This window comes from Mesorhizobium sp. P160219 (genome assembly GCF_057786095.1).
Genome location: NZ_JBYNWG010000001.1, coordinates 3172612 through 3198007 on the forward strand (window position 1 = coordinate 3172612; position 25396 = coordinate 3198007).

At 63.7% G+C, this 25396-nt stretch carries 24 protein-coding genes; 17 read left to right on the forward strand and 7 right to left on the reverse strand.

Annotation, left to right across the window (positions count from 1 at the left end):
- Positions 1 to 142 precede the first annotated feature (142 nt).
- A complete protein-coding gene (locus AC3EMP_RS15330; RefSeq protein WP_023827697.1) occupies positions 143 to 1036 on the reverse strand; it encodes a hypothetical protein in 894 nt (297 codons plus the stop codon).
- Positions 1037 to 1272: 236 nt separating this feature from the next.
- Complete coding sequence (locus AC3EMP_RS15335; RefSeq protein ID WP_352710033.1) at positions 1273 to 2919, reverse strand: acyl-CoA synthetase; 1647 nt, start codon at positions 2917 to 2919, stop codon at positions 1273 to 1275.
- A 201-nt stretch (positions 2920 to 3120) separates the two neighbouring features.
- On the opposite strand from AC3EMP_RS15335, the gene AC3EMP_RS15340 reads away from it, so the two are divergent.
- The 6 genes from AC3EMP_RS15340 (at position 3121) to AC3EMP_RS15365 (ending at position 11549) form a co-directional block, all read left to right on the forward strand.
- Positions 3121 to 4242 carry a KamA family radical SAM protein gene (locus AC3EMP_RS15340; protein WP_352595875.1) on the forward strand — a complete coding sequence of 374 codons (1122 nt, stop codon included), beginning with the start codon at positions 3121 to 3123 and terminating at the stop codon, positions 4240 to 4242.
- 150 nt (positions 4243 to 4392) lie between these two features.
- Complete coding sequence (gene metH / locus AC3EMP_RS15345; RefSeq protein WP_352710034.1) at positions 4393 to 8202, forward strand: methionine synthase; 3810 nt, start codon at positions 4393 to 4395, stop codon at positions 8200 to 8202.
- Between the two features lie 188 nt (positions 8203 to 8390).
- Complete coding sequence (locus AC3EMP_RS15350; RefSeq protein ID WP_352710036.1) at positions 8391 to 8981, forward strand: BA14K family protein; 591 nt, start codon at positions 8391 to 8393, stop codon at positions 8979 to 8981.
- Positions 8982 to 9068: 87 nt separating this feature from the next.
- On the forward strand, positions 9069 to 9386 hold the full coding sequence (locus AC3EMP_RS15355; RefSeq protein ID WP_023695522.1) for a DUF2934 domain-containing protein: 318 nt from the start codon (positions 9069 to 9071) through the stop codon (positions 9384 to 9386).
- Between the two features lie 265 nt (positions 9387 to 9651).
- Positions 9652 to 10659: a hypothetical protein gene (locus AC3EMP_RS15360; protein ID WP_023695521.1), complete on the forward strand. Its 1008-nt coding sequence runs from the start codon at positions 9652 to 9654 to the stop codon at positions 10657 to 10659.
- The gene (locus AC3EMP_RS15365) at positions 10608 to 11549 is read left to right on the forward strand and encodes a class I SAM-dependent methyltransferase (protein ID WP_196814857.1); all 942 of its coding nucleotides are present in this window, start codon (positions 10608 to 10610) and stop codon (positions 11547 to 11549) included. The genes AC3EMP_RS15360 and AC3EMP_RS15365 overlap by 52 nt, the downstream gene beginning before the upstream one ends.
- 8 nt (positions 11550 to 11557) lie before the next feature.
- Here the strand turns inward: AC3EMP_RS15365 and AC3EMP_RS15370 are convergent, their stop codons facing one another.
- Both AC3EMP_RS15370 and AC3EMP_RS15375 read right to left on the reverse strand, forming a co-directional pair.
- Entirely contained in the window at positions 11558 to 13516 is a 1959-nt protein-coding gene (locus AC3EMP_RS15370; RefSeq protein WP_023695519.1) for a tripartite tricarboxylate transporter permease, read from the reverse strand.
- The gene (locus AC3EMP_RS15375; RefSeq protein WP_023695518.1) at positions 13516 to 14568 is read right to left on the reverse strand and encodes a Bug family tripartite tricarboxylate transporter substrate binding protein; all 1053 of its coding nucleotides are present in this window, start codon (positions 14566 to 14568) and stop codon (positions 13516 to 13518) included. Before AC3EMP_RS15375 ends, AC3EMP_RS15370 begins: the two co-directional genes overlap by 1 nt.
- A gap of 246 nt (positions 14569 to 14814) precedes the next feature.
- Here AC3EMP_RS15375 and minC point away from each other — a divergent pair, with 246 nt between their 5' ends.
- The 8 genes from minC to AC3EMP_RS15415 all read left to right on the forward strand — a co-directional run bounded on the left by minC (position 14815) and on the right by AC3EMP_RS15415 (position 21548).
- The gene (gene minC, locus AC3EMP_RS15380; RefSeq protein WP_023695517.1) at positions 14815 to 15645 is read left to right on the forward strand and encodes a septum site-determining protein MinC; all 831 of its coding nucleotides are present in this window, start codon (positions 14815 to 14817) and stop codon (positions 15643 to 15645) included.
- 49 nt (positions 15646 to 15694) lie between these two features.
- Positions 15695 to 16510, forward strand: coding sequence for a septum site-determining protein MinD (gene minD / locus AC3EMP_RS15385; protein WP_352710039.1), 816 nt, complete (start codon positions 15695 to 15697; stop codon positions 16508 to 16510).
- On the forward strand, positions 16507 to 16779 hold the full coding sequence (gene minE, locus AC3EMP_RS15390) for a cell division topological specificity factor MinE (RefSeq protein ID WP_023684809.1): 273 nt from the start codon (positions 16507 to 16509) through the stop codon (positions 16777 to 16779). The genes minD and minE overlap by 4 nt, the downstream gene beginning before the upstream one ends.
- Before the next feature lie 270 nt (positions 16780 to 17049).
- Positions 17050 to 17481, forward strand: coding sequence for an ArsR/SmtB family transcription factor (locus tag AC3EMP_RS15395; protein ID WP_023693878.1), 432 nt, complete (start codon positions 17050 to 17052; stop codon positions 17479 to 17481).
- Complete coding sequence (locus AC3EMP_RS15400) at positions 17478 to 18014, forward strand: SRPBCC family protein (protein ID WP_023695516.1); 537 nt, start codon at positions 17478 to 17480, stop codon at positions 18012 to 18014. The genes AC3EMP_RS15395 and AC3EMP_RS15400 overlap by 4 nt, the downstream gene beginning before the upstream one ends.
- A 165-nt stretch (positions 18015 to 18179) precedes the next feature.
- Complete coding sequence (locus AC3EMP_RS15405) at positions 18180 to 18761, forward strand: dihydrofolate reductase family protein (protein WP_023735469.1); 582 nt, start codon at positions 18180 to 18182, stop codon at positions 18759 to 18761.
- Positions 18762 to 19359: 598 nt separating this feature from the next.
- Entirely contained in the window at positions 19360 to 20241 is an 882-nt protein-coding gene (locus AC3EMP_RS15410) for an EamA family transporter (protein ID WP_023735468.1), read from the forward strand.
- A 110-nt stretch (positions 20242 to 20351) separates the two neighbouring features.
- The gene (locus AC3EMP_RS15415) at positions 20352 to 21548 is read left to right on the forward strand and encodes a hypothetical protein (protein ID WP_031243020.1); all 1197 of its coding nucleotides are present in this window, start codon (positions 20352 to 20354) and stop codon (positions 21546 to 21548) included.
- 191 nt (positions 21549 to 21739) lie between these two features.
- On the opposite strand, the gene AC3EMP_RS15420 is transcribed toward AC3EMP_RS15415, so the two are convergent.
- The 3 genes from AC3EMP_RS15420 to dinB all read right to left on the reverse strand — a co-directional run bounded on the left by AC3EMP_RS15420 (position 21740) and on the right by dinB (position 23523).
- The gene (locus AC3EMP_RS15420) at positions 21740 to 21838 is read right to left on the reverse strand and encodes a hypothetical protein (RefSeq protein WP_023684816.1); all 99 of its coding nucleotides are present in this window, start codon (positions 21836 to 21838) and stop codon (positions 21740 to 21742) included.
- 59 nt (positions 21839 to 21897) lie between these two features.
- Positions 21898 to 21996 carry a hypothetical protein gene (locus AC3EMP_RS15425; RefSeq protein WP_023695511.1) on the reverse strand — a complete coding sequence of 33 codons (99 nt, stop codon included), beginning with the start codon at positions 21994 to 21996 and terminating at the stop codon, positions 21898 to 21900.
- 285 nt (positions 21997 to 22281) lie between these two features.
- Positions 22282 to 23523, reverse strand: a complete 1242-nt coding sequence (dinB, locus tag AC3EMP_RS15430) for a DNA polymerase IV (protein ID WP_023728140.1) — start codon at positions 23521 to 23523, stop codon at positions 22282 to 22284.
- 233 nt (positions 23524 to 23756) lie between these two features.
- On the opposite strand from dinB, the gene AC3EMP_RS15435 reads away from it, so the two are divergent.
- The 3 genes from AC3EMP_RS15435 (at position 23757) to AC3EMP_RS15445 (ending at position 25040) form a co-directional block, all read left to right on the forward strand.
- Entirely contained in the window at positions 23757 to 23993 is a 237-nt protein-coding gene (locus AC3EMP_RS15435) for a hypothetical protein (RefSeq protein ID WP_023689015.1), read from the forward strand.
- 154 nt (positions 23994 to 24147) lie between these two features.
- Positions 24148 to 24555, forward strand: coding sequence for a heme-copper oxidase family protein (locus AC3EMP_RS15440; protein ID WP_023684822.1), 408 nt, complete (start codon positions 24148 to 24150; stop codon positions 24553 to 24555).
- Positions 24556 to 24818: 263 nt separating this feature from the next.
- Positions 24819 to 25040 (forward strand): hypothetical protein, encoded by a 222-nt coding sequence (locus AC3EMP_RS15445; RefSeq protein WP_023670355.1) that lies wholly within the window; start codon positions 24819 to 24821, stop codon positions 25038 to 25040.
- Positions 25041 to 25396 lie beyond the last annotated feature (356 nt).

Consider the following 25396-nt stretch of genomic DNA (forward strand, 5'->3'; position numbering starts at 1 on the left):
TGCCAGGGTCCAGCCGAAATCTGAATGAGTGTCCGAAAGTAGGACGCCAGGTTGCAGCGTTCTGCAACCCAGCGGCGAAGTCATATTCGCCTCAGATTGCAACAAGCCGCCTGATCTTGCCGCGCGGGCCCTTGCGGGAGGCTTACTTCCCAGCCATTTGATCGGCCAGCGCCTGCGCCTGGGCGAGCAGCGCCGGGAAAGCCGGGTCAGCCGGCAGGCGCTGCGCCATGCAGGCCCGGTAGTCGCTGTCGCCCTTGTCCCAGGCGGCGTTGGAGGACTCGAACGCTTTTTCGTCCTTCAGGTCCGATGCCTGGTAGGCCTCCTGGAATTTCTGCGCGGCGGCGTCCGCAGCAGCCCACACGGCGTCGCAGGCGGCGATCTTCGGAACGGCAGGGGCTGCCGGCGCTGCGATAATTCTCACGCTGTTGCCTTTGACGAGCGTAACGATGACTTCCTGCTCATAGATCGGCCCGACGTCCTGCGTCCAGCCGCCGAGCCGTGCGAAGGCGATGTCGGCGCCTTCGGGTTTCTTCAATGGAAAGTCGAGCGTTCCCTCGAAGGCGGCGTCGCTGTTGATCGCCTGGGTATAGAAGGCATCCAGCTTAAGCGCCTCATCGATGCCGGCGGGCAGTTTGAAACTTTCGTCGGTCTCGGCGGTTCTGGACTGGAGCCAGCGCTCCAGCAGCCCTCGCGTCGTTGCCACTAGGCTGGGGCCGTCGTCGCCCTTGGTGTATCGCAGCCCATCGAGCATGCCATAGCCGATATCGGAGTCGCTGAGGCTTTCGATATTGATTGTGCCGGTTGGCGGAAAGTCCTTGACCGCCAGCGGCCCGATAATGCCGGCAAGACGCTGCTGGAGGTCGGCCAGCGCCTTCTCGTTCTCAGCGTCGATGGTCTCGATTGCCGCGTTCGCACTGTTCAGCGCCGCGATATCAGCAATCGCCTTGTCACGCGCGGCCACATAGTCGTCCTCCGGCGAGGCCGTGAAAGCCACGCTGCTCACCAGCGCAAACAGAAACGTCCAGACCCACCGCATGATATAAACCCTGCTCTACGTTCGATTCCAAGGATACATGACAACATTGGGCTGAAAAAAGACGGCGTTGGAGCTGCCCCCTTGAGGAAGGAGATGGCCGGCAGGCCAGAGGCGTCGTTGCGCTTGAAGCGCTGACTCCTTTTGCAGCGCGAGACGACGTTAGCGCTTCACGCGCAACGACCCCCTCTGTCGCCTTCGGCGACATCTCCCCCTCGAGGGGGGAGATTGGCGCCTAATCACGCCTTGCGCTTCTCCACCTCCGCCTTCCTCAGCAGGAAGCGCTGGATCTTGCCGCTTGGGGTCTTCGGCAGTTCCGTGATGAACTCGACCTCGCGCGGGTAGGCGTGCGCCGACAGCCGTTTCTTGACGTGCTGGGCCAGCTCTTCGGCGAGCTCCGAATTGCCCTTGTAAGCCGGCGCCAGGACGACGAAGGCCTTGACGATCTCGGTGCGCTGCGGATCGGGCACGCCGACGACAGCCGCCTCGTTGACCGCCGGATGCTCGATCAGCGCGCTTTCGACGTCGAACGGGCCGATGCGATAGCCGGCCGAAGTGATGACATCGTCGGCGCGGTCGATGAAGGAGACCGAACCGTCCGGCTCGTACTCCACCGTGTCGCCGGTGCGGTAGTAGCCGCCCGTGATCGCTGGCGTCTCGGCTTGGTGATAGCCGTCGAACCAGCGCAGCGGCGACTTCGCGATGTCGACGGCGAGGATGCCGGGCTGGTTGGGGCCGAGCTCGTTGCCGGCCTCGTCCAATACCACCATGCGATATCCGGGCATTGCGAAGCCGGCCGAGCCCACGCGCACGACGTGCGAGAGCCCATGATGGTTGTTGACCATCATGCCGTTCTCGGTCTGGCCGTAATGGTCGTGAATGGGCGCGGCGAGATTTGCGTCGAACCAGCGGATGACTTCCGGGTTGAGCGGCTCGCCGGCGCTGCTCACCACGCGCAGTCTGCCTTTGACACGGGCCGCAGCTTCCGCGCCTTCCGCCATCAGCAGGCGATAGGCGGTCGGCGAGCCGGCAAGGCTGGTGACGCCGAGCCGCTCGATGATGTCGTAAGTGCTCTTGGCGTTGAAGGCGCCTTCATAGAAGGTCGTGGCGATGCCGAGCTGCAACGGGCCGGTGATGGCGTAATAGAGGCCGTAGGCCCAGCCGGGGTCCGCGATGTTCCAGAAGATGTCGTCGGGCAGCAAGCCGATCGCGTCGCGCATATAGGCGCCGAAGGCGAGCAGGGCGCGAAGCGGCACCGGCACGCCCTTGGGCAGGCCGGTCGTTCCCGACGTCGACATCATCATGAACAAGTCGTCGCCCTTGCGCATCACCGGCTGGCACTCGGGCGAGGCGGCGGCAAGCGCGGCGCGGAAATCGATGTCGCCTGCAGGTAGCTCACCGCCATTGCCAAGGATGGTGGCGATTTGCGCTGATGTCTCGACCTCGTCGAGCTTGCCGCGATTGGCCGGGTTGGTCACCACGATCCTGGCGCCGCTATAGCCGAGGCGGTGCTCGATGGCTTTCGGACCGAAGGCGGTGAACAGCGGCTGGTAGACCGCGCCGATGCGCCACGTCCCGAGCATCAGCGCCACCAGTTCGGGGACGCGCGGCAGCATGCCGGCGACGACATCGCCGGCACCGACGCCGGCGGCCTTGAGCACATTGGCGGCGCGCCCGGACATGTCGGCGAGATCGTCGAAGCTGAATTCGCGAAGCTCGCCGCCGGCCGAGATCGCGCGCAGCGCCAGCCGGTTTTGTCCGGTGTAGCGGCCGCAGCATTCGACATAGGCATTGATGCCGGTTCTAGGGTTGCCATACAGCCGGGCGATCTCATCTTCGATGCGAAAGCGCTGAACGGCATCCTCATAACGCGGCATTTTGCTCATGGCGATCCTCCCTAGGCGGCGCCCATCTCCCCTTGGAGCGCCTTATCGGTGAGATTGCCTGAAATTGCTGCGCTGGTCGATTACGGCGATAGTCGGGGGATGCGAAGGATCGCAGCGCAGCGACAATCCGCGCCGAGCCACTGCTGTTGACCGAACCGTCCATCCGGCCGATAGCACCGCCAGAATTGCCCCGAGGCCCCAATGATCCCAGACTCAACTTTCCATGACTCGGCCACAGCCGACGAAGGACGCGATGCCGACACCGCCTGGCAAAACGACATCCGCGCGGGCGTGCGCCACGTCCGCGATCTCGCCTCGCTGCCGCTGTCACCCGCCGAGCACGCGGCGGCGCAGGAGGCGGCTACGCGCCACAAGGTGCGTGCCCCAAAAACCTATCTCGACCTGATCGACTGGAACGATCCCGCCGACCCGATCCGCGCCCAGGTCATTCCATCGCCGGATGAGCTGACGGAAACGGAAGGCGAGCTCGACGATCCGATCGCCGACCATGCCTTCAGTCCGGTGCCGCGACTGACGCACCGCCACGCCGACCGCGTGCTGTTGTTTGCGACCTACCAATGCGCGGTCTCTTGCCGCTTCTGCTTCCGCAAGGAGTCTCTGACCTCGATCGGCCGCGGCTACACGCGCGAGGCGCTCGAAGACGCCTTTGCCTATATCGAAGCCCATACCGAAATCCGCGAAGTGATCCTGACCGGCGGCGATCCGCTTTCGCTGCCGGACAAGGCGCTGGCCGAAATCCGCGCCCGTATCGAGGCGATCGCGCATGTGAGGCTGCTGCGTATCCACACGCGCGTGCCTGTCGTACTGCCCGCGCGCATCACGCCGGGGCTGGTTGGCGCCTTGCAGGGCCGGCTGATGGTCACAATCGTCACCCATTTCAACCATGGGCGGGAGATCACGCCGGCCACCGAATTGGCCTGCCGCGTCATGCGCCAGGCAGGCTTCGTGCTGCTCAACCAGAGTGTCCTGCTCAAGGGCGTCAACGACACGGTCGAGGTGCTGGAGGAACTCTGCCGCGAACTGATGTACCGGCTCGGCGTCAAACCCTATTACCTGCACCATGGCGACCTCGCGCGCGGCATGGCGCACAGGCGCACCACGATTGCGCAGGGACAGGCGCTGGCCGGCGCGCTGCGCGCCCGCCTGTCGGGCATCTGCAATCCGGTCTATGTGCTGGACCTGCCGGAAGGCGGTGGCAAGGTGCCGCTCGGGCCATGCCATGTCGAGGGCCGGGACGGGCAGGACTGGCGCATCCGCGGCCAGGATGGCGAGGTAAGGGTATATCGGGACGTGGTGGTGTAGGCACGGCGCAGCGGCGACGATGACCGCCGCCGTCACATTGTCGATCGGGATGACCATCGCACCAAACTCCCGCCACGACGCGTTCGCCTGCATTCCGTATGTTGACATAAAGATATCCTTATGTGATGGTTGTCGCCTCAAGGATAAAAAATGTCGCAGAATTCTGCATCGCTGGACGTTTTGTTCGGCCCCGTCGCGGCCAAGCCCGACGGTTCGGAAGTGCTTGCGGCGCTCACCGCGGCGGCACGCGAGCGCATCCTCATCCTCGACGGCGCCATGGGCACGCAGATCCAGGGTCTCGGTTTCGACGAGGAGCATTTTCGCGGCGAGGCATTCGCCGGCTGCGCCTGCCACCAGCAAGGCAACAATGACCTCTTGATCCTGACGCAGCCGAAGGCGATCGAGGAGATCCATTATCAATACGCCATCGCTGGCGCCGATATCCTCGAGACCAACACCTTCTCCTCGACCTCGATCGCCCAAACGGACTACGGCATGGAGGATGCCGTCTACGCGCTGAACCGGGACGGCGCGCGACTGGTGCGTCGGGCAGCGGCGAGGGCACAGCAGGAAGACGGCAAGCGGCGCTTCGTCGCCGGCGCGCTCGGGCCGACCAACCGCACCGCCTCGATGTCGCCCGACGTCAACAATCCAGGCTACCGCGCCGTCACCTTCGACGATCTGCGCCTGGCCTATGGCGAGCAGCTGCGCGGCCTGATCGACGGCGGCGCCGACATCATTCTCATTGAAACCATCTTCGATACGCTGAACGCCAAGGCGGCGATCTTCGCCTGCAACGAGATATTCATCGAAAAGGGCGTGCGTTTGCCGGTGATGATTTCGGGCACCATCACCGATCTCTCCGGCCGCACGCTGTCGGGCCAGACGCCGACCGCCTTCTGGCATTCGGTGCGCCATGCGAGCCCCTTCACCATCGGCCTCAACTGCGCGCTCGGCGCCAATGCGATGCGCGCGCATCTGGCCGAAATTTCAGGCGCCGCCGACACCTTCGTCTGCGCCTATCCGAATGCCGGCCTGCCCAATGAATTCGGCCGCTATGACGAGAGCCCGGACTTCATGGCCGCGCAGATCGAGGATTTTGCGCGGGAAGGGCTCGTCAACGTCGTCGGCGGCTGCTGTGGCTCGACGCCGGACCACATCCGCGCCATCGCCGAGGCTGTCAAGAAATATCCGCCACGCGCCATCCCCGAGATCGAGCGCAAGATGCGCCTGTCCGGGCTGGAGCCGTTCACGCTGACCGACGAGATTCCCTTCGTCAATGTCGGCGAACGCACCAACGTCACCGGCTCGGCCAAGTTCCGAAAGCTGATCACGGCGGGCGACTATGTCCCGGCGCTCGACGTGGCGCGCGACCAGGTCGCCAATGGCGCACAGATCATCGACATCAACATGGATGAAGGCCTGATCGATTCGAAGAAGGCGATGGTCGAGTATCTAAACCTGATCGCCGCCGAGCCCGACATCGCCCGTGTTCCGGTGATGGTCGACTCCTCGAAATGGGAGATCATCGAGGCCGGGCTGAAATGCGTGCAGGGCAAGCCGCTGGTCAACTCCATCTCGATGAAGGAAGGCGAGGAAGCCTTCCTTCATCACGCGAAACTGGTGCGCGCCTATGGCGCCGCGGTGGTCGTCATGGCCTTCGACGAGGCCGGCCAGGCCGACACCAGGGCGCGCAAGGTCGAGATCTGCACCCGCGCCTACAAGCTGCTCACCGAACAGGCCGGCTTCCCGCCCGAAGACATCGTCTTCGACCCCAATGTCTTCGCGGTCGCCACCGGCATCGAGGAGCACGACAATTACGGCGTCGACTTCATCGAGGCCACCGGCGAGATCACCGCCACGCTGCCGCATGTGCATATCTCGGGCGGCGTCTCGAACCTGTCCTTCTCCTTCCGCGGCAACGAGCCGGTGCGCGAGGCGATGCACGCGGTGTTCCTCTACCATGCCATCCAGCGCGGCATGGATATGGGCATCGTCAATGCTGGCCAGCTGGCCGTCTACGACACGATCGAGCCGGAGCTGCGCGAAGCGTGCGAGGACGTCGTGCTCAACCGCGCGCCCAGGGCTGGCGGCACCGCCACCGAACGCATGCTGGAGATCGCCGAGCGTTTCAAGGGCACGGCCGGCAAGGAAGCCAGGGAGCGCGATCTCGCCTGGCGCGACTGGACAGTCGAGCAGCGGATTTCGCATGCGCTGGTCAACGGCATCACCGAATTCATCGACGCCGACACCGAAGAGGCGCGGCTTGCGGCCGAGCGGCCTCTGCATGTCATCGAAGGCCCGCTGATGGCCGGCATGAATGTCGTCGGCGATCTGTTCGGCGCTGGAAAGATGTTTCTGCCGCAAGTGGTGAAGTCGGCGCGCGTGATGAAGCAGGCGGTGGCCGGATTGCTGCCGCACATGGAGGCGGAAAAACTGGCGAATGCCGCCAATGGGATCGACAATGGCGAGCGCCAGACGGCCGGCAAAATCCTGATGGCGACTGTAAAGGGCGATGTCCACGACATCGGCAAGAACATCGTCGGCGTCGTTCTGGCGTGCAACAATTACGAGATCATCGATCTCGGCGTCATGGTGCCGGCGGCGAAGATCCTGCAGACGGCTCGCGAGCAAAATGTCGACATCATCGGCCTGTCCGGCCTGATCACCCCGTCGCTGGACGAGATGGTGCACATGGCCGCCGAGATGGAGCGCGAAGGGTTTGACATTCCGCTGCTGATCGGCGGCGCGACCACCAGCCGTGTGCACACGGCGGTGAAGATCCACCCGCGCTATTCCAAGGGACAGACGGTCTATGTCAATGACGCCAGCCGGGCGGTCGGCGTCGTCTCGTCCTTGCTGTCGAACGAGACCAAGGGCGGCTACGTCGACACAGTGCGGGCCGAGTACAAGAAGGTCGCCGACGCGCATGCCCGCTCCGAGGCCGACAAGCAGCGGCTGCCGCTGGCCAAAGCCAGGGCCAATGCGCACAGGGTGGACTGGTCCGCCTATGAACCGCCGAAGCCGTCCTTCACCGGCGTGAAAGTGTTCGAGAACTGGGACCTGACTGAGCTCTCGCGCTACATCGACTGGACGCCGTTCTTCCAGACCTGGGAACTGAAGGGGCGTTACCCCAAGATCCTCGACGACGAGAAGCAGGGACCGGCGGCACGCCAGCTTTTCGAGGATGCGCAGGCGATGCTGAAAAAGATCATCGCGGAAAAATGGTTCGCGCCGCGCGGCGTCATCGGCTTCTGGCCGGCGAACACCGTCGGCGACGACATCAGGCTGTTCACGGATGAGGCGCGTTCGCGGGATCTGGCCACCTTCTTCACGCTGCGCCAGCAACTGACCAGGCGCGACGGCAAGGCCAATGTCGCGCTGTCGGATTTCGTCGCGCCGGCCGACAGCGGCAAGCCGGACTATATCGGCGGCTTCATCGTCACCGCGGGGATCGAGGAGGTGGCGATATCAGAGCGCTTCGAGCGCGCCAATGACGATTATTCCTCGATCATGGTCAAGGCGCTGGCCGACCGTTTCGCCGAAGCTTTCGCCGAGCGCATGCACGAGAAGGTGCGCAAGGAATTCTGGGGCTATGCATCAGACGAGAAGCTGGCGCCCGACGAACTGATCGGCGAGCCTTATCGCGGCATCCGCCCCGCGCCCGGCTATCCCGCGCAGCCCGATCATACCGAGAAGGCGACCTTGTTCCGGCTGCTCGACGGCGAGCGCAATGCCGGCGTCGGCCTGACCGAGAGCTATGCGATGTGGCCGGGCTCGTCTGTGTCCGGCATCTATCTCGCCCATCCCGAAAGCTATTATTTCGGTGTCGCCAAGGTCGAACGCGACCAGGTCGAGGACTATGCGCGGCGTAAAGCCATGCCGCTGGCCGATGCCGAGCGCTGGCTTGGGCCGATCCTCAACTATGTGCCCGTGGATTATGCCGAGGCGGCGGAATAGCCGGGACGTGATCTTGCCCAATGGCTCGACCGCTCCCTTGATTTTCACCGTCGAAAAAAATCGCGCCGCACCCGGTTCTCGGCGAGCTGCCGGTTGTGGGTCGGTCAGACTTAGGTCCCTCGCGCCTGCTTTTCTGGAACAAGCCGTGATGTCCCGCATTTTATTGGCAGGGACACAAGGAGTGTCGAGTGAAAGCGATTTTGGGACTGGTCGGCGGCTTCGTGCTGACCCTTGCGGTGTTCGGCAGCGGGCTGGTTTTCGCAGCCTGGCTGCTTGCCGCCAAGCCTGTGCGGGAAGCAAGGCCCACCGTCAGCGTGGCGGAACTGTGGACCCGGAAAGCGCGGCCGGTGGACAACACGGCGCAGGACTTCGAACGTGTGCCGCCCGAGCAGTCCGCGCCTGCCGACATCGCCGCCAGGGAGCCAGCCCAGGACCCGGCCAGGCAGCAGCCCGATCCCACAGTCACCGGCGCCATCGCGCCGGCCGAACTGCCGCCGCCGCATCTCGCCTGGTGCGCCAGCCGATACCGCTCCTACGATCTCGACGACAACAGCTACATGTCCTATAGCGGACAGCAGCGCACCTGCGTATCGCCCTATCTCGCCGCCGACCGCGTCGCGCCGCGAGAGGCAAGCTATGTCGAGGGCGCGGGCGCCTACGCGGCTGCCGGCGGCGAACCGGACCATGTCGCCTCCTGCTTCAGCCGCTATCGCTCCTACCGTCCGGAAGACAACAGCTACCAGCCATATTCCGGCGGGCCGAGACGGCAATGCGAGTAGCCAGCGCGAAGGGCGCCGCGAACGATTGCGACCGCGCGATTTCTGGGATCGTTCGGATCGTCCTCAAAGCCCAGGGGAGGAACCACTATGAACGACGACAGGCATCATAAGATACAGCAGCGCGCCTACCAGATCTGGGAGCGCGAAGGCACTGGCGACCCCGAGCACCACTGGCACCGGGCCGAGGCCGAAATCGACCGCGAAGCAGCCCTGCCGCTGACGGCCGACGACGCCCTGCCGCGCGAGATCGCCAGCACCGACGTCCTGACCGTCGAGGAACTCGCCGTGCGCACCGGCATATCGGGCGACGAGGCGCAGGAGCTGATCGACAGGCTGGGCACGGACCGGGCGGTGGTTGAGCAGGCTGCGCGGGGGATTGAGGGGAAGAGGCGGGCGACGTCCTGATCAGAGGCCCAGGACGATCTTTCAGAGTGGTCTTGTTGACACTTATCACTTTGGCAGTCGCGACAGAGGCCGTCATTCTCTGACAGCTTTGCGCCTAAATTGATCCGTGCTGGCCATAGCAACATCCGTAAGCGGACGGTGCCGATGCCGGCGAAGCAGCCCAGATGCTGCGATACGAAGTGCCAACCACTTCGCGGCACCAGCGTGCCTGTAGACACTCTCGCCACTTTCTCTATACGACGTCGAGACGGGGTGGCGAGCAACGATGATCACAGTGTTGGTGCACGAGTTGAATCAGACGCCGATGCGGCGGCTGATTTCGTCGGCAGGGCACTTGTTGCCGCTTTTGCGCATGGAAACCTATCAGTCAGTCTTCCGCCGACTGAACTTTCCCGCGGGTACCTTGGTTTTTACTGATTTTGAGTATCTGAATGGCATGGAAATGATGGCGGCGGCGGATATTGCCGAAGCCGCAAAGCGCGCCGACCCTGATGCTCGAATTCTAAACCATCCCGCGACTGTCCTGGAGCGGTTCGCCCTGCTCCGCCGGCTTCGTATTAGAGGAATCAACCCGGTCGAAGTATCGCGTCTGGAGCAGGATGAGCGACCAACCCGTTACCCTGTTTTTATCCGGATGGAAGATGGCTTCTGGGGGCCGGAAACCAAGCTTCTGGAAAACCCACGCCAACTTGAAGAGGCGATCGCCGTTCTCCAGGGCAACGCCAAGCCGATGAAGCGGCGCATCGCCGTCTCCTTTGAAGCCGATCGCGATTCGAACGGCTACTATCGAAAGTATGGCGCATTCCGCATTGGGGACGCGATTGTGTCCCAGCACATACTTAGGTCCGTCGACTGGAACGTTAAGTCATCGGCAAGCAGCACCGACCCGGATTTCGTGCGCGAGGAACTCGCCTTCGTAAAGGACAATCCGCACGCTGAGGACCTGCTTCGCGCCTGCAATACGGGCCATATCCAGTTCGGCCGCGTGGACTACACGTTGCGAGACGGCGCATTGGTGATATTCGAGGTCAACCCCAATCCGACTTTTCCGAAGTTCAAAGGTGGCGCAGCCGCCCGTGAGGAACGACGTGGCCACATTATCGCGGCGTTGAAAGTTGCATTCGAGGCAATCGACAGTTCCGGCACCGGGAGAATCGACTTCCTGCCTTCAGCCGGATCTTACCAATTCATTCAGTCGGGCCGCTGGATATGGCCGGTGAGATGGCTTTGGAGAACAAGAATGGCCCGGCGAAGGAAGATGCAATCGCAATGAACGGCCCGCGAGAAAGCCCACCGGCAGGACAACGGCTCTCGATTTACACCGACGAACCACTCACGCAACTTGCCCGTTTTTCGTTTGATTGGGCTGAGGTGCTGTGTGACCCGAGCCATGGGTGTATGCCCTACCATCGCACGTGGAGCATGATCCGCCTGCTGGAATCGAAAGGTGCCAAGCCGGCCGGCGGGGGGTTCTTTGGACGTGAATTGGCTGCCGTGGCCCAGGAGGGCCGCTGTCGCATTCTCCTGTCGGGCGCGGCCGACACCGGCCTGGCGGCAATGGTTCTGGGCCAAACGAGGCCGGTCGGCATCGAGCCCGAATTTGTGCTGATCGATCGCTGTGAAACGACGGTCGAACAGAACAGGCTGTTTGCCCGCTCCGCCGGTTTTGCGCTCGAGACCCACCGCGCCGACATTCGCGGTTGCGACTGTGCGCCGGTGCAGGCAGTTGTCGCGCATAGCGTTCTTAATTTCTTCGACCGCAGCGCACGCCAGCAGGTGGTCGACAGTTGGGCGCGTAGTCTCAAGCCTGGCGGACGCCTGCTTCTCTCCCAGAGGTTGCTATCGGAAAAAGACCAGCCGAGGGGGCCTCGCGGCATCGCTGAAATCGGCCGAAGGCTTTCGACCATCGAGAAGGCCGCCGTCGCGGCGCATTTTCCTGCCGCTGCCGTGGCGGAGCTGAAGACGGCCGTCGAAGCGCTCTGGGGTGAACCGCTGCATGAAGATCGCACTACATATTCAGACCTTGCGGATATGCTGAAGCAATCCAACCTGACGATTGTCGGCTCGGAGCAGCATCATACCGGGAAAAGCGTTTCCCCGCTTGCCGCTGCCGACAGCGTCCAGACAATTCCAAGATACGAAATCGTCGCCGTCAGGATGTAGCCCGACCACTAGAACAAGTGCGACATCGCAGAAGCGGGAAGGTCGATAGCCGCTATCCGATCTAGATAAAACCAGGTCGCCACTGCGACCGCAACCGAGGTGCAAGATGCCAGTGCCGCCGACTTCAAGGTCAGCTTCTGACCGGCTGCAATCCATATCAGGGTAAACAGGGATAGCGCCGCCGGGAGGCCCGCCAGCCAGACAGCGGCCGGCAACAGGAGCATCATCATCAACGGCACACGATGGCTTTCCGGGATCGTATGGGTCCGTCCGCCTCCCTGTTTCTCGTGGCCAACAAGCGAGATCGTTTGCACAAGGGCGACCGCGAGCATCGCAAACAGACAACACCAGGCCACGGCCTGCGCGAAGATCGAATAGCCTGGCTGCCCTTGGAGCGATATCGCTGCCATCACAGCGCATCCACCGGTCAACAGCCATGCGACTGCGGCATCGGCACGCTTTGGCTTGACACGTCGCGGCGGCAAAACACCACCGCGCACGATCCATGCGAGGGAAAGCGCGATTATGACCATGATCGTCAACGACGCCGGCCGTTGTAGAGGGTTCAGCCTGCCGACACGGGCCAACTCCACACTGAGCGCCAGGTTTCGCTCGATGAAGCCGCCCAGGACGAATGATATGACAAAAGGAATTTGCGGCCAGGCGAGGCGCTTCAGCATGTAGCCGGCCAGCCCGAAAGCGACGGCTACGTACAGATCGATCAGCAGCCCGTTTAGCTGCACGATCGTCACGAAGCTGACGACAATGATCGGGAGCGCGATGCGGTCGATCCTGAGAGCAGTCAGGCGCGCAAAATATGGTGTCAACGCCAATCCCACTGCGGACGTCAGCAGGTTCGACAGCAGCAGCGCGGTAATCAACGTGAACGTCAGGGGCAAGCCGGTCGTCAGCATCGGTATGCCCGGAACGATGCCGTGTACCGTCAGGACTGTCAGCAGGATCAAGCCGCCCTCGCTGCCGGGAAGGCCGAAGGCAACGGTCGGCAGAAGCGAGCCTCCGTCCTTCGAATCGACGGCCGCTTCCGGCGCAATGATGCCCCTGATGTCACCAGATCCGAACCTTGAGCGCTGGTCCCTGGGGGTTGTCTGGATCGCCTGCCCGTAGGCAACGAAGCTGGCGACCGTTCCTCCAACACCTGGAATGATGCCGACCAACACGCCGATGGCCGACGATCGCATTGTTAGTCCCCAATGACGAAAGACAGCAAGCATACCGGTCCAGATCGAGTCGTTCGGGTTTTCCAGGCCAGCCGCTTTTTCAAGCTGCAATCTTTTTCGCCACGAGATGATTTCAGAAACGGTGAAAAAGCCAAGCAGCAGCGCGACCATGTCGACGCCGTCGAAGAGAGCGATGCTCCCAAACGTCCAGCGTGGTTGGCCATAGGTCGGATCAGTTCCGACAAGACCGACCAAAAGCCCCAGCAGCGCCATCGCCAGCGCTTTCAGACGGGACGCGCTTGGAACCGCAATGATCGTCGACAGGCCCCACACGCCGAGCAGCACGTATTCAAACGGTCCGAATTGCAGGATGAACGGCCGAATGATCGGCATGAGCGCTATGAGGACGAGGACGCCAAAAACCGATCCGACGGCCGAGGCCGTTGCCGCGGCGGCTATCGCGGTGCGAGGCAGGCCGGCCCTGGACATCGGATGGCCGTCGAGCAGGGTTGCCGCGCTTGGCGCGTTGCCCGGTATGTTGAAGAGGATAGCCGTTATAGATCCCATGAAGGTCGCGCCGCCGGTCAGGGCGCCAAACAGCAACAACACCGATACCGGATCCCAATGCACGGTTGCGACCAGCAGAAGGGTTGCAAGGCTGGCGCCGCCAATCCCTGGAAGAAAGGACGTAGCCATGGCAACCAAGGTGCCAAGCACCGGGATCAGTATGTTCGGCCAGGAGAATACATTGCCCAGTCCAGTGCCGAGGGCAGCCCAATATCCGGTCATCAGCGCGTTGCTCGCGCATCCCGCTCGAGTTCCGGGTGTTTTTTCAGATACGCTTCCGCCTCATGGAAGGCACTGAGCATATCGTTGATCACGATGACGGTCTGGTCAGCGTCGCGCGGCTCGATTGGACGTTTCTGAGCTTCAAGCGCCACCTTGAACCCATCGCTCTTGACCGCGGCGGAGACGGCGTCACGAAGACAACCTAGCGATTTCTGCTCCATGTCGGCAGGGGCAAAAAATCCCCGCGCTGTCGCCGAAGCTTTCGCGACGGCGATGGCCAACCGCAATCGTTCTTCCTGCTTCTCCTTGGAAAGGCCTTGGCTGCGCTGCCACACCAACCCTCCTTCACCCGCCAGGAAAGCCACGCCTGGCGCGTTCGGGTCAGGTCCCTCCGTGAGAACCAGACCGACTTTGGCTTCGCCTGCGGCGGTCGAGCGCAAGCCTGTCGTCAATGAATTGGATGTCATATCGCCTTCGCCACGCAGGAGCGCGGACATGAGTGCGCCGCTGCCTTCATAGCCCGAGACCACGTCGACCTTGATATCGAGGAGGTGCGCGGTGAGCACTATCGGCAGGATGCCGGCTTCAAGCGATGAAACCGACGCGACCAGATGTTTGGCGCTTTGCAAATCGACATCGTTCCGAACAATCCACGCTTCGGGATCGATGTGAATCAGTCCTATCGGATTTAGCCGATTCATCCAGTTGTCGACGCCAGCCGGAATGTCACCTTGCGAAATTATGTCTGAGACGCTTTCAATCATAAGGACCAGTTCGTCGGACGGGGCATTGGTTACACGCTTTAGCGCCGCAAATCCGCCTGCCGCAGGCATATTGACGACCCTGACATTGAGCTCGGTCGTGCTGGCAAGGGCCGGCGCAAATGCACGGGCATAGGTATCATAGCCGCCGCCGGCAGCGTTGGGGACAACGAGGGTGATTCGCCGGCCGGCGTAGGTGGTTGCGCAAGCGATCTCGCCGCCGCTTGCCGCGGACGGCAGGTAGATTGCCGCGGCGGTGATTGCCGCCAACGCCACACGAAAGAACTTCATCTCGCCAAGCCCCAGATTTCACCCAGTGGTGATACTTTAGAAAGCCCTTGCAACGCCAGCGTTGTTCCTTAGCAATCGCGCTTAGGTTCGTGAATGTCGCGGTCTGTGTGGCCAATTGGCGTCCGCAACCGGCGTCTACCCCGATCTTCAAATTTCTTGCGATCTGCCATGCGGTTATTCAGTCCATTAACCTTTCATTAACCATACCACCGCTAGCGTTTACCTCTCAGTAAGGAATCGCCCGCCGTGACCTTTGCCGCTCCCCTCGAGGCCAAATCCATTCGCTTTCGCGCCCGCTCCTTCGTGGCTTTCACGCTGACGCCCGAGGCGCCTTTGGACGTTTGGCTGGAGAGCCTCGATCGCTGGGTCGGCAATTCGCCGGGATATTTTGCGGGGCGCCCGGTGGTGCTCGACCTGAACGTGCTCAAGCCCGATGTCGTGGCCATCGAAGCGCTGGTCGATCTGCTCGGCCAGCGCGGAATCCGCATCTATGCCATGGAACTCGATGGTGGCGCCGAGCTTGGCACGCATCTGCCGCCGGTGCTGGTCGGCGCCAAGGAGGCGACCACCGACGGGCTGCTGCAGCCGAGCCGCAAGGCGGGCAGGGCGGAGGAGGACACTGCGGTAAGCGACATGAAGGCGGCCGGTGACATCAAGGCAGAGGCCGGCGATTTGAAGGCGGGCGATTTGAAACCGGCGAGCGATGCCAAGGCACAGCCGAAAGACGCCAAAATTGCCGCACCCGACGCTGGCACGCTGATGATCCGCTCGCCGATCCGTTCAGGGCAGCTGATCTTCCATCCGCATGGCGATGTCATCGTGCTGGGCTCCGTCGCGTCCGGCTCCGAGATCGTCGCCACTGGTTCCATCCACGTCTATGGCACGCTGCGCGGCCGCGCTTCGGCAGGCGCTCAAGGGAACACGGCGGCGCGTGTCTTCTGCCGCAGGAACGAAGCCGAACTTCTCTCGGTCGATGGCTGGTATTGCACGGCCGAGGAGATGGACCCGTCAGTCCGGGGCAAGCCTGTGCAGGCATTTCTCGAAAACGGCATGCTGCGCATCGCCCCTTTCAGCTAATGCGTCTCGCCCGACAACGACATAACGAACAACAACGGAGGCTTTATTGATGGGCAAGGTAGTGGTGGTCACCTCGGGCAAGGGGGGCGTCGGCAAGACGACCTCTACCGCGGCTCTGGGGGCGGCGGTCGCCAAGACCGGCAAGAAGGTGGCGCTGGTGGATTTCGATGTCGGCCTGCGCAACCTCGATTTGATCATGGGCGCCGAACGCCGCGTGGTGTTCGACCTCGTCAACGTCATCCAGGGCTCGGCAAAGCTGTCGCAGGCGCTGATCCGCGACAAGCGGGTCGAGACGCTGTTCCTGCTGCCGGCCTCGCAGACGCGCGACAAGGATGCGCTGACCGAGGAGGGCGTCGCCGAGGTCATCGGCAAGCTGCGCTCGGTGTTCGACTACGTCTTCTGCGACAGCCCGGCCGGCATCGAGCGCGGCGCGCAGCTCGCCATGCGCTTTGCCGACGAGGCGGTCATCGTCACCAATCCGGAAGTGTCGTCGGTGCGCGATTCCGACCGCATCATCGGCCTGCTCGATTCCCGCACCTTGCGGGCCGAGGAGGGCGAGCAGATCGCCAAGCATGTGCTGGTCACGCGCTATGATGCGGGACGCGCCGCGCGGGGCGAAATGCTGTCGATCGAGGATGTGCTGGAGATCCTGTCGGTGCCGCTGCTCGGCATTATCCCCGAGAGCCAGGATGTGCTGCGCGCCTCCAACCTCGGTTCGCCGGTGACGCTGTCGGAGCCGCTGAACGCCGCTGCCAAGGCTTACATCGACGCGGCCAAGCGCCTCGAGGGCGAACAGCTGCCGGTCATCGTGCCCTTCGAACGCAAGGGCTTCCTCGATCGTCTTTTGGGAAGGAGGGCGGCATGAACCTGCTCGACATCTTCAAGCGGCGCACCAGCGCGCCGGTGGCGCGCGAACGGCTGCAAGTGCTTCTCGCCTATGAGCGCCGCAACCGCAGCCAGCCCGATCTCGTCTCCATCCTGCGCGAGGAGATCATGGCGGTGATCGCCAAGCATGTGCAGATCGACCAGGATTATCTGCAAGTTTCGATGGACCGCGGCGAGACCATGTCGACGCTGGAGATCGACATCCAGATCCCCAACAAGAGCGCGGTGCCGCTGGCGATGGCGGGGTGAGGGCACTTTACCCTCCCCCTTGTGGGGAGGGTCGATCCGCAAAGCGGATCGGGGTGGGGGTCTGCGCGGACCTCCGCCATCTTGGGTTCCTCTCCCAGACTTTCGTGAGGGAAGAGGAAATCCACATCCCCCACGGTCAGCGCTAGTACCCCCGCCCGGACCTACGGTCCGACCTCCCCACAAGGGGGAGGTAGGGGGCCAGCGCCTCTCCCCAAAAAACATTCAACCAACTAGTTGACTATCTAAAATCTCGCCTCTATATTCAACTACATGGTTGAATTAGAGGCGCCCCAGATGGACCAGGTTTTTCACGCCCTCGGCGACGCCACGCGCCGGAACATGCTTAACCACCTCGCCGGCGGCGAGCGTACGGTGAGCGAGTTGGCTCAACCCTTTGCCATGTCGCTGGCCGCCGCCTCCAAGCACATCAAGGCGCTGGAGCATGCCGGGCTGATCCGGCGCGAAGTGCGCGGGCGCACCCATGTCTGCCGCCTCGAGGCCCGCCCGCTGGCCACCGCCTATCAGTGGCTCGGCCAATACGCGCGTTTCTGGAACAGCCGCCTCGATGTCCTCGAACAGCTTTTGCGCGAGGAGGCGGGGCGCAAAACGTCGACAACGCCGTCAACGCCGGCACCGGCAAATCCAGAACCATCGAAGCCGGAATCACCCAGGCCAACACCTTCCAAGGGAGACGACCGATGAACCAGATGAACAGCTTCGACGGCTACGCCCAGCTGATCCAGCCGGCCACGTTGAGGGTCGAACGGCTTTTGCCCGGAACCAGGGAGCGCGTCTGGGAATATCTGACGCAGAGCGATCTGCGCCGCAAATGGCTGGCGGCCGGCGACATGGAGATGGAGGAAGGCTCTTCCTTCGAGCTGGTCTGGCGCAATGACGAACTGACCGACCCGCCCGGCGACAGGCCGGCCAGCTTCAGTGGCGGCGAGCAGCGGATGCACAACCAGATCGTCGAGTGCGATCCGCCGCGCAAGCTCACCATCACCTGGAACGGCAGCGGCAATGTCACCTTCGAATTGGCGCAGCGCGGCGACGACGTCCTGCTCACCCTGGTCCACCGCCGCCTGCCGGACCGCTCGAGCCTGATGATGCATGCCGCCGGCTGGCACGTGCATCTCGACCTCCTGGTTGCCCGCGTGGCGGCCGAGAAGCCCGAACCGTTCTGGGACAGCTTTAGCCGTATCGTGGCGGAATACGACCGGCGCCTGCCGGCCTGACCTGACCTAACGCATCGCCCGGTCCAACCGGGCACCATCGATCCCTTGCGCCGGATGCCGGCGCAAGGGCCGGCGAAACACGCGCCTTCGCCAGACACCGCGGCGCGTCATCGGAAGTGAAACCAGGCAACGTGCTTGCATCCCGCAAGCCCGAAGGAGGAAGTCATGCGTAAATTGATCACCGGAATGAAGATCTCCATCGACGGCAAGATGGAAGGCCCCGAAGGCTTCGCCGACTGGGTCGACAACTGGTCGGAGGAATACGGCCTGATGCCCGGGATCGACGCCTGCCTGCTCGGCGGCGTCATGTATGCCGGCTATGAGCGCTACTGGAGCGCGATCCAACAGAACGAGCCGGACCAGCCATTGCCAATGACCGGCAGGCTGGTCGACCCGGCCGAACTCGAATGGGCGCGCTTTGCCGCCAAGACACCGCACTATGTGCTGTCGAACACCATGACTTCGGCCGCCTGGGCATCGACGCGCTTCCTGCGCAGCCTCGACGACATCGCCGCGCTGAAGCGCGAGCCCGGCAAGAACATCTACCTCATGGGCGGCGCGAGCATCACCGCCAGCCTGATCGGGGCGGGGCTAGTGGATGAAATGCGGCTCATCGTCTACCCGCTGCTCGCCGGCGACGGCAAGGCGCTGTTCGGCACGGTGCACGCCCGGCACGGACTGGAGCTGCGCAAGGCCGAGGCGCTGTCGGATGGACGTGTGAGCCTGGTGTATGGGCTGGCGAGCTAGCTTCTTTTCCTCTCCCCCGAGGAAGGGCGCAAGCTTATGCGAGCTGGCATTTTCCTCTCCCTCCGGAGGGGGGAGGGGTGGCGCCGCGAAGCCGCGACGGAGTGGGGGAAGGCGCTCATGAAACCCACGGTCGCCGCAAGACAGGAGCGACGGAAGCGAGGCGAAACGCCTGCAGGCAGGCAATCAGGCGGATGAACGGTCGACCCCCACTTCGTCGAGCTTCGCTCGACACCTCTCCCCCGATCGACGGGGGAGAGGAAGGGCGCGAGCTTATGCGAGCTGGCATTTTCCTCTCCCTCCGGAGGGGGGAGAGGTGGCGCCGCGAAGCGGCGACGGAGTGGGGGAAGGCGCTCATGAAACCCACGGTCGCCGCCTCCGGCAAGCAGGCAATCGGGCGGATGTGATGGACGGTCGACCCCACTCCGTCGAGCTTTGCTCGACACCTCTCCCCCGATCGACGGGGGAGAGGAAGGGCGTCGGCGTTCGCCTCCCACCCTTGCCCTATCAACAGCCCGCTCGTGCCACACGACAGCCAGGCCCTTTATCCCTATCTCCGGCCTGCGCTACGGCCTGCTGGTCGCGCGGGGAGGGACTGGAATTGACGTCGACGCCGATTGCCTCAGCTGAAGCGAAGGCCTTGCCGATCGGCGCGTTGCTTGGCGCCATGGTGTCGATCCAGATCGGTGCCACCTTCGCCAAGGGCCTGTTTCCGCTGATCGGCGCCAATGGCACCACGGCGCTGCGGCTGGTCGTGGGCGCGCTGATGCTGGCGGCGGTGCTGAGGCCGTGGCGGGTGCGGCCGTCGCGCGCCGTGCTGCCCTGGCTCATCGCCTACGGCGTCAACCTCGCGGCGCTGAACCTTTTGTTTTACGCAGCGCTCGCCAGAATCCCGCTCGGCGTCGCGGTGGCGCTCGAATTCTCCGGCCCGCTGCTTGTGGCGACGCTGTCGTCGCGGCGCGCCACCGACTTCGTCTGGGTGGTCCTGGCCGTTTCCGGCATATTGCTGTTGTCGCCCTTCATCCACTCCGGCAGTGCACTCGACCCGCTCGGCGTGATGCTGGCGCTGGCAGCCGGCTGCTGCTGGGCGCTCTACATCGTCTTTGCGCAAAAGGCGGGCGCCGAGCTCGGCAGCCAGACCACGGCTTACGGGCTGGTCATAGCCGCTGCCGTCGCCCTGCCGTTCGGCCTCGCCGAGGCGGGTACCGGCCTGATCGCACCCGCGATCCTGGTCAGCGCGCTGCTGGTCGGGCTGTTCTCCAGCGCCTTGCCGTTCTGGCTGGAGATGGTGGCGCTGACCCGGATGCCGGCCAGGCTCTACGGCACGCTGACTTGTCTGGAGCCGGCGCTGGGCGCGCTGGCCGGCTTCCTGTTCCTGCACGAGATCCTGAGCCCGTTGCAATGCGCGGGCATCGCCGCCGTGGTCGTCGCCGCCTTCGGAGCCGCGCTGACCACCAGGCCGCCGGTGCCGTCGCCGGAATAGGTGCCTGAAATGGGTATGTGACGCCGATGCCGTGGTCCGCCGGTCCCGTGTCCGGTTGCTCAAGCGCCTGCAGCATCGATATATGATCGATGCATGCGCAGGAGATCCAGATGCCGACAGCATTGCTTGAGCCGTCCGTGATCAAGGCAATACTCCTTGTCGGGCTCGCCGCTGTCGTTGCGGCTTTGGCCTGGCGGCTGGCGCGGTCTCGTCGCAGAGCCCGGCTTCGTGAAGATCCGGCCAACGACTACGCCGTGCGCCGCGACTGGTCGGGCAACCACGGCAAGCTCAATCATTCGTCCTTTGTCTATTTCGATGCCGATCGCGACGGCCGCTACGGGCTCGGCGACCGCCCGATGGCCGGCATCATGGTCAGACTGCATGATGGCCACGGCCGCTTCGTCGCCGCGGCGCGGAGCAATCGCGGCGGCTTTGCCAATTTCCTGGCGTCGACGAAACGTCGCGCCGCGCCCATCCATGTGCCGGGCAGCTACCGCTTCAGCGTGTCTGTGCCGCCCGGCTGGCGCTCGAGCAGCGCCAACGAGGTCCAGTCGCAGCACCTCCGGCCGCTGCCGGGCTCGCCCACCGGGCTGGTCTCGGAATCAATGCTGCAGCCGGTCGGCCTGTTTGCGATACGCCGGCTCAGCGGCCGCGTAGCGGACGGTGTCTCGGCGAGCATCTCGGTGATGGCGAAAGGGCAAGAGGTGGCGGTGCATCCGCTCAGCGATGGCTTCCGCCTCGATCTGCCCGATGACGCCGACGCGATCGAAATCACCGGCGGTGGCATGGAACGACGACTGGCCTTGTCGGCCTACCCGACCGAACTCGGCCTGCTGTCGCCCGAGAACGCGGCTGTCGACAGCGCCGCGTCCTTGCAGGCCATCGGTTTCGACGATGTCACGACGCGCGGCCTGCGCAAGGTGCCGTCAGGTTATGCCGGGTTGACCTGGTTCAACCTGAACGCACTGGCGCGCGATCATACCGAAGGCAGCGAAGGCTACGTCAACGGCAATATCTCGGGAGACCATGTCTGCTATACGAGCAGCGGACACCCGGCCGAATTCTCGAGCGACAAACCGTTCGGGTTCCATTCCGTGATGCTGACAGCGGCATGGTTGAAGTCCGAAGGCGAAACCGCACTGGTCGAGAGCTGGCTTGGCGACCGGCTGATCGCCAGCGACACGATCGTCCTGTCGGCACTGGCGCCCGTCCACTATGCGCCGATGCTGGCGGCGGTGACGCGCGTGCGCCTCTCCACGAGTCACTATTGGCAGCTCGTGCTCGACGATCTGGTGGTTGTGCGCTGAAGCGTGTCGCGATTAATCGGGGTGAAAGGGTTTATCGCGGATTGGAAGCACCGTTCGCGGTGACCTGCGAGAGCTTGCCTTTTTTGACCAGCACCGGTTTCAGATAGGTCTTCCTCATTTTCCACTCTCCACGTCGGGCACCCAAAGCCCTGTTCCCGGCCAGACGGCACGAGGCGTCGGATAATCGGCTGCTAGACTGCGACCGGCCCGGAGCCGTTACCATTGTCGGCTGTAACCTGCGAGAGCTTGCCCTTCTTGACCAGCACCGGCTTCGAATAGGTCTTCTTCATGCCGCATCTCCAGTGTCAGGCGAGGCCGCCAGATCAGGCGACAGTCCGACTCAACGACCTCACTCGATCGGGCCGGAACCCGCTCCATTGGCGAGCGCCGTAACCTGCGAAAGCTTGCCTTTTTTGACCAGAACAGGCTTCGAATAGGTTTTCCTCATAGTGAATCCTCCAAGCTTACGCGATAATGCCAGACGGATCGGCACTGTCAACCTTCGCGGCCTCGCTGTCCCATCCCGGTTTTTCTTGGCGCCGATGCGCTAACTGCAAGTCCACCTTCATCGACAAAGCGTTGTTCTTGGGCGTGCATGGCGTGGCCGGGTTGCGGTGCGAAAAATGTCCGAAACTGCGGCGGGTCTGGCCTGGTTGGTCGGCTTGCTCAAACAGAGCGGCAATGCAGCGCGGACTGGCCCAGCCTAAACATTGGCCTTGCCGTCGCGCCGCACTCACAGTTCCTTTTCCGCCAGTTCGCGGAAGGCATCGGGAACCGAGCGCCGGGCTTCCAGCGCCACGGCGCCATAGCCGACAGCCTCTCTGCCAAAGCGCTGGCGGATCTTGTCGATGGCGCGGTCGGCGCCAAAGCGCGCCAGGCCTTGCCTGCTGCCGGGTCGCTGCTTTTCATCGGCAAGCCCGAGCGGCAGCTCCAACTGCAGCTCGGCACTTTCTTCCAGCTGCGACACCGAGATCGCCAGCAGCGAGATGGTCTTCTCCCGAGGGTTGGCGGCCAGCACGCCGCGCACCAGCTCCCCGGCGATTTCGGCCAGCATCGCGGTTGCCGAAATCGGTTGCTCGAGCGTCAGCGAGCGTGTGACGGCGTGCAGATCGGCGAAACGCACGCGCACCGTCACCGTGCGCCCGGGCCGTGATTTCGCCCTGAGCCGGCTGGCGACCCGGTCTGCCAGATGCAGCAGGACGGGTCCGAAGATACGCGCCTCGGCCGGCCGTCTGCCAAGCGCCGACTGCGCGCCGGCGGAATGCGACCGCCTGTGGGTTTCGAGCTTTCGCGGGTCGCGGTTCCATGCCAGCGACGCCAGCTTTTCGCCGGTGGCGGGCCCGAGCAACCTTCGCAGCGCCCCGCTATGCGTCTTTGCCAACTGGCCGATGGTCTCGATGCCGATCTCGGCCAGCCGCGCCTTGGTCGCCGGGCCGACGCCCCACATCAGGCCGACCGGCAGATCATGCAGGAAGGCAAGTTCGGTGTTCGGATCGACCACCACCAGGCCGTCGGGCTTGGCCACCTGCGAGGCGATCTTGGCCAGATGCTTGGTGCGCGCCACGCCGATCGAGATCGGCAGGCCGAGCTCTGCCCGGACGCGCCGACGCACCGTGGCGGCGATCTCGGCCGGCGGCCCGAACAGATGCGTGCAGCCGGCGACGTCGGCAAAGGCTTCATCGATGGAAATCCGCTCGACCAGCGGCGTGAAATCGTCGAGCACCTTGATGGCGGCGTCGCCCAGCCGCTGATAGTCGGCGAAATGGCCGCCGACGAAGATCAGTCCGGGGCAAAGCTCGCGCGCGCGTCGTCCGGGCATGCCGCCGCGCACGCCGAAAACCCTGGCTTCGTAGGAAGCGGCAAGCACGACGCCGCCGCCGACGGCGATCGGCTTGCCCCTGAGCGCCGGGTCGAGCAGCTGCTCGACCGAGGCGTAGAAGGCGTCGAGATCCGCATGCAGGATGGTGGGCTCCATCCCGACCGTTCCCTTTGCGGCGTTGCAGCATTAGCCGCGTCTGTTGTGAGAGGCGTTTTTGCCGAACAAATAGAGAACAAACAGGGCCTATTGTCAAGCGAAGCGGTTGTCGCCGGCCGGCCCGTTCCAGGTCGGGCTGTCGAGTGCTCCGCCTGGGCATCGGACCTGCGGAACATTGTCTCTCGCCTCGGCGTTCATATCCGCGACGGGACGCTGTTTTTGTGGAGGCCGGTATGGGCCAGTTCGAGATGATCGACCTCGTCAGCGTCGTTGACGCCTGCACGAGCGATCGCGTTGCCGGGCACTGCGTGTCAATGGCCAGGGCGGTGGAGGAGTTGCGAGTGCTGACCGGTGATTTCGTATCGCCGGACGAGACGGTGGCCAACGCGCTGTCGGCAGTGGCGCTGGGGCGCGGCTGCGCGGTGGTGTTCGACGAGCGAGCGGGCGCCGACATCTTGCTGACGCCGTAGCGCGGCGGCGCCGGGTTGTGGCAGCCAGAAAAGTCGAACAGCGTGCAAAAAGCTGTGCAGGCATGGCCCCATAACCGGGGCGTGGAAAAGTTCTGCGCGTGGGTGTATTCTCCAGGTCGCAAGCGGTCGCAGACCGCATAGGGGGAGAAATGACATGCCGAGGGTTTCAGAACTCTTTTTCAAAACTGCCATCTTGTTCCTGATGTTGGGGATTGCGGCCGGCCTGCAGATGGCGATCTCGGGCGACCACGCCGCTTTTCCGGCGCACGCGCATATCAATCTGCTCGGTTGGGTGACGAGCGCCATCTTCGGCGGCTACTACGCGCTCAATCCGCAAAAGGCGGCGCGTCGCATCGCCATGATCCACTACGGGCTCTACACACTCGGCCTGGTGATCATGCTGCCGGCGCTGTATGTGATGCTGCAGGGAAACCCGGCGCTTGAACCGATCGTCGCCGGCGGCTCGCTCATCGTCGCCGCTGCCGTTCTGGTTTTTGCTTTCGTGGTGTTTTCGCCCGAAACGGCGCGCTCGGTGTCCGGCGTGGTGCCGGCTTCTCGCTGACTGTTCGCGCAGCGATCAAGTCCGACCCGCGTTCGCGACCCGCCACGCGGGTTGGCCAGGCCGATGGCCGCAGCCGCTGGCTGCGGTGTCTATCGCCGCGTCGGCGCTTAACATACCCGAGTCCCACCACGTATTATTTCGTGACTATTTGGCGCCGGAACCTTCCCAGATATCGCGCGTTGCGGCGACTGTATTCGCGCTGCCTTATATATAGGCAGACTTGAGTACGTCCACAGCATGGGTTGGGGGAGGAGCAGGCCACCATGTCGAACAGAGAAATCGGAACGTCGGCCTCACTGGGCCGACGCATCGCCGATCTGAAAGCCAGGATGCGAGACGCCAGCGTTACTGAACACGAGATGCAGACCTTCCAGAAGGTCGCGGCCATCATGGGGGGTGTCGAAGGCTCCCTACGCCTCGACGCCGACGACCTGATCGCGGCGTCCTTCGTCACCGAGGCGCTCGGCGATCCCGGGTCGAACTGAAGGCCAGAGCCCGTCGGCACTCAAGTGCCGGCGGTCGATGGCCCGATTCGCAGCGCTGCATGCGAGCGTGCCCGCACCGCCCGCGCCGGGGATCTCTTGCGCACTTTGAAGCTTTCAGGCGAGCGGCCTCCACGGCGCTTGAAATATCGGACTTCGCGTTCGTGCTTCTCGGCTGCCTCGCGGCTGTCGAACGTGCTGAGATTGCGTCGCCGTCCAGCCCTTGACCACAAGGGCTAAGCCAAAATCGCCAAGGCGCCTTAAACGAAGGATCCGGCCAGCCGGATCCTTCGAAATATCAATCGCGATGCTCCGGCATCGCCTTCAGCTCATCCTTGGTCCAACTGGTGACGGCGTGG

Excerpts from the sequence above, each read along its gene's own strand:
- AC3EMP_RS15330 (WP_023827697.1), bottom strand. The coding sequence starts at position 1,036 with ATGCGGTGGGTCTGGACGTTTCTGTTTGCGCTGGTGAGCAGCGTGGCT.
- AC3EMP_RS15335 (WP_352710033.1), bottom strand. The coding sequence starts at position 2,919 with ATGAGCAAAATGCCGCGTTATGAGGATGCCGTTCAGCGCTTTCGCATC.
- AC3EMP_RS15340 (WP_352595875.1), top strand. The coding sequence starts at position 3,121 with ATGATCCCAGACTCAACTTTCCATGACTCGGCCACAGCCGACGAAGGA.
- metH (WP_352710034.1), top strand. The coding sequence starts at position 4,393 with ATGTCGCAGAATTCTGCATCGCTGGACGTTTTGTTCGGCCCCGTCGCG.
- AC3EMP_RS15355 (WP_023695522.1), top strand. The coding sequence starts at position 9,069 with ATGAACGACGACAGGCATCATAAGATACAGCAGCGCGCCTACCAGATC.
- AC3EMP_RS15360 (WP_023695521.1), top strand. The coding sequence starts at position 9,652 with ATGATCACAGTGTTGGTGCACGAGTTGAATCAGACGCCGATGCGGCGG.
- AC3EMP_RS15365 (WP_196814857.1), top strand. The coding sequence starts at position 10,608 with ATGGCTTTGGAGAACAAGAATGGCCCGGCGAAGGAAGATGCAATCGCA.
- AC3EMP_RS15370 (WP_023695519.1), bottom strand. The coding sequence starts at position 13,516 with ATGACCGGATATTGGGCTGCCCTCGGCACTGGACTGGGCAATGTATTC.
- AC3EMP_RS15375 (WP_023695518.1), bottom strand. The coding sequence starts at position 14,568 with ATGAAGTTCTTTCGTGTGGCGTTGGCGGCAATCACCGCCGCGGCAATC.
- minD (WP_352710039.1), top strand. The coding sequence starts at position 15,695 with ATGGGCAAGGTAGTGGTGGTCACCTCGGGCAAGGGGGGCGTCGGCAAG.
- minE (WP_023684809.1), top strand. The coding sequence starts at position 16,507 with ATGAACCTGCTCGACATCTTCAAGCGGCGCACCAGCGCGCCGGTGGCG.
- AC3EMP_RS15395 (WP_023693878.1), top strand. The coding sequence starts at position 17,050 with ATGGTTGAATTAGAGGCGCCCCAGATGGACCAGGTTTTTCACGCCCTC.
- AC3EMP_RS15400 (WP_023695516.1), top strand. The coding sequence starts at position 17,478 with ATGAACCAGATGAACAGCTTCGACGGCTACGCCCAGCTGATCCAGCCG.
- AC3EMP_RS15405 (WP_023735469.1), top strand. The coding sequence starts at position 18,180 with ATGCGTAAATTGATCACCGGAATGAAGATCTCCATCGACGGCAAGATG.
- AC3EMP_RS15415 (WP_031243020.1), top strand. The coding sequence starts at position 20,352 with ATGCCGACAGCATTGCTTGAGCCGTCCGTGATCAAGGCAATACTCCTT.
- AC3EMP_RS15420 (WP_023684816.1), bottom strand. The coding sequence starts at position 21,838 with ATGAAGAAGACCTATTCGAAGCCGGTGCTGGTCAAGAAGGGCAAGCTC.
- AC3EMP_RS15425 (WP_023695511.1), bottom strand. The coding sequence starts at position 21,996 with ATGAGGAAAACCTATTCGAAGCCTGTTCTGGTCAAAAAAGGCAAGCTT.
- dinB (WP_023728140.1), bottom strand. The coding sequence starts at position 23,523 with ATGGAGCCCACCATCCTGCATGCGGATCTCGACGCCTTCTACGCCTCG.
- AC3EMP_RS15435 (WP_023689015.1), top strand. The coding sequence starts at position 23,757 with ATGGGCCAGTTCGAGATGATCGACCTCGTCAGCGTCGTTGACGCCTGC.
- AC3EMP_RS15440 (WP_023684822.1), top strand. The coding sequence starts at position 24,148 with ATGCCGAGGGTTTCAGAACTCTTTTTCAAAACTGCCATCTTGTTCCTG.
- AC3EMP_RS15445 (WP_023670355.1), top strand. The coding sequence starts at position 24,819 with ATGTCGAACAGAGAAATCGGAACGTCGGCCTCACTGGGCCGACGCATC.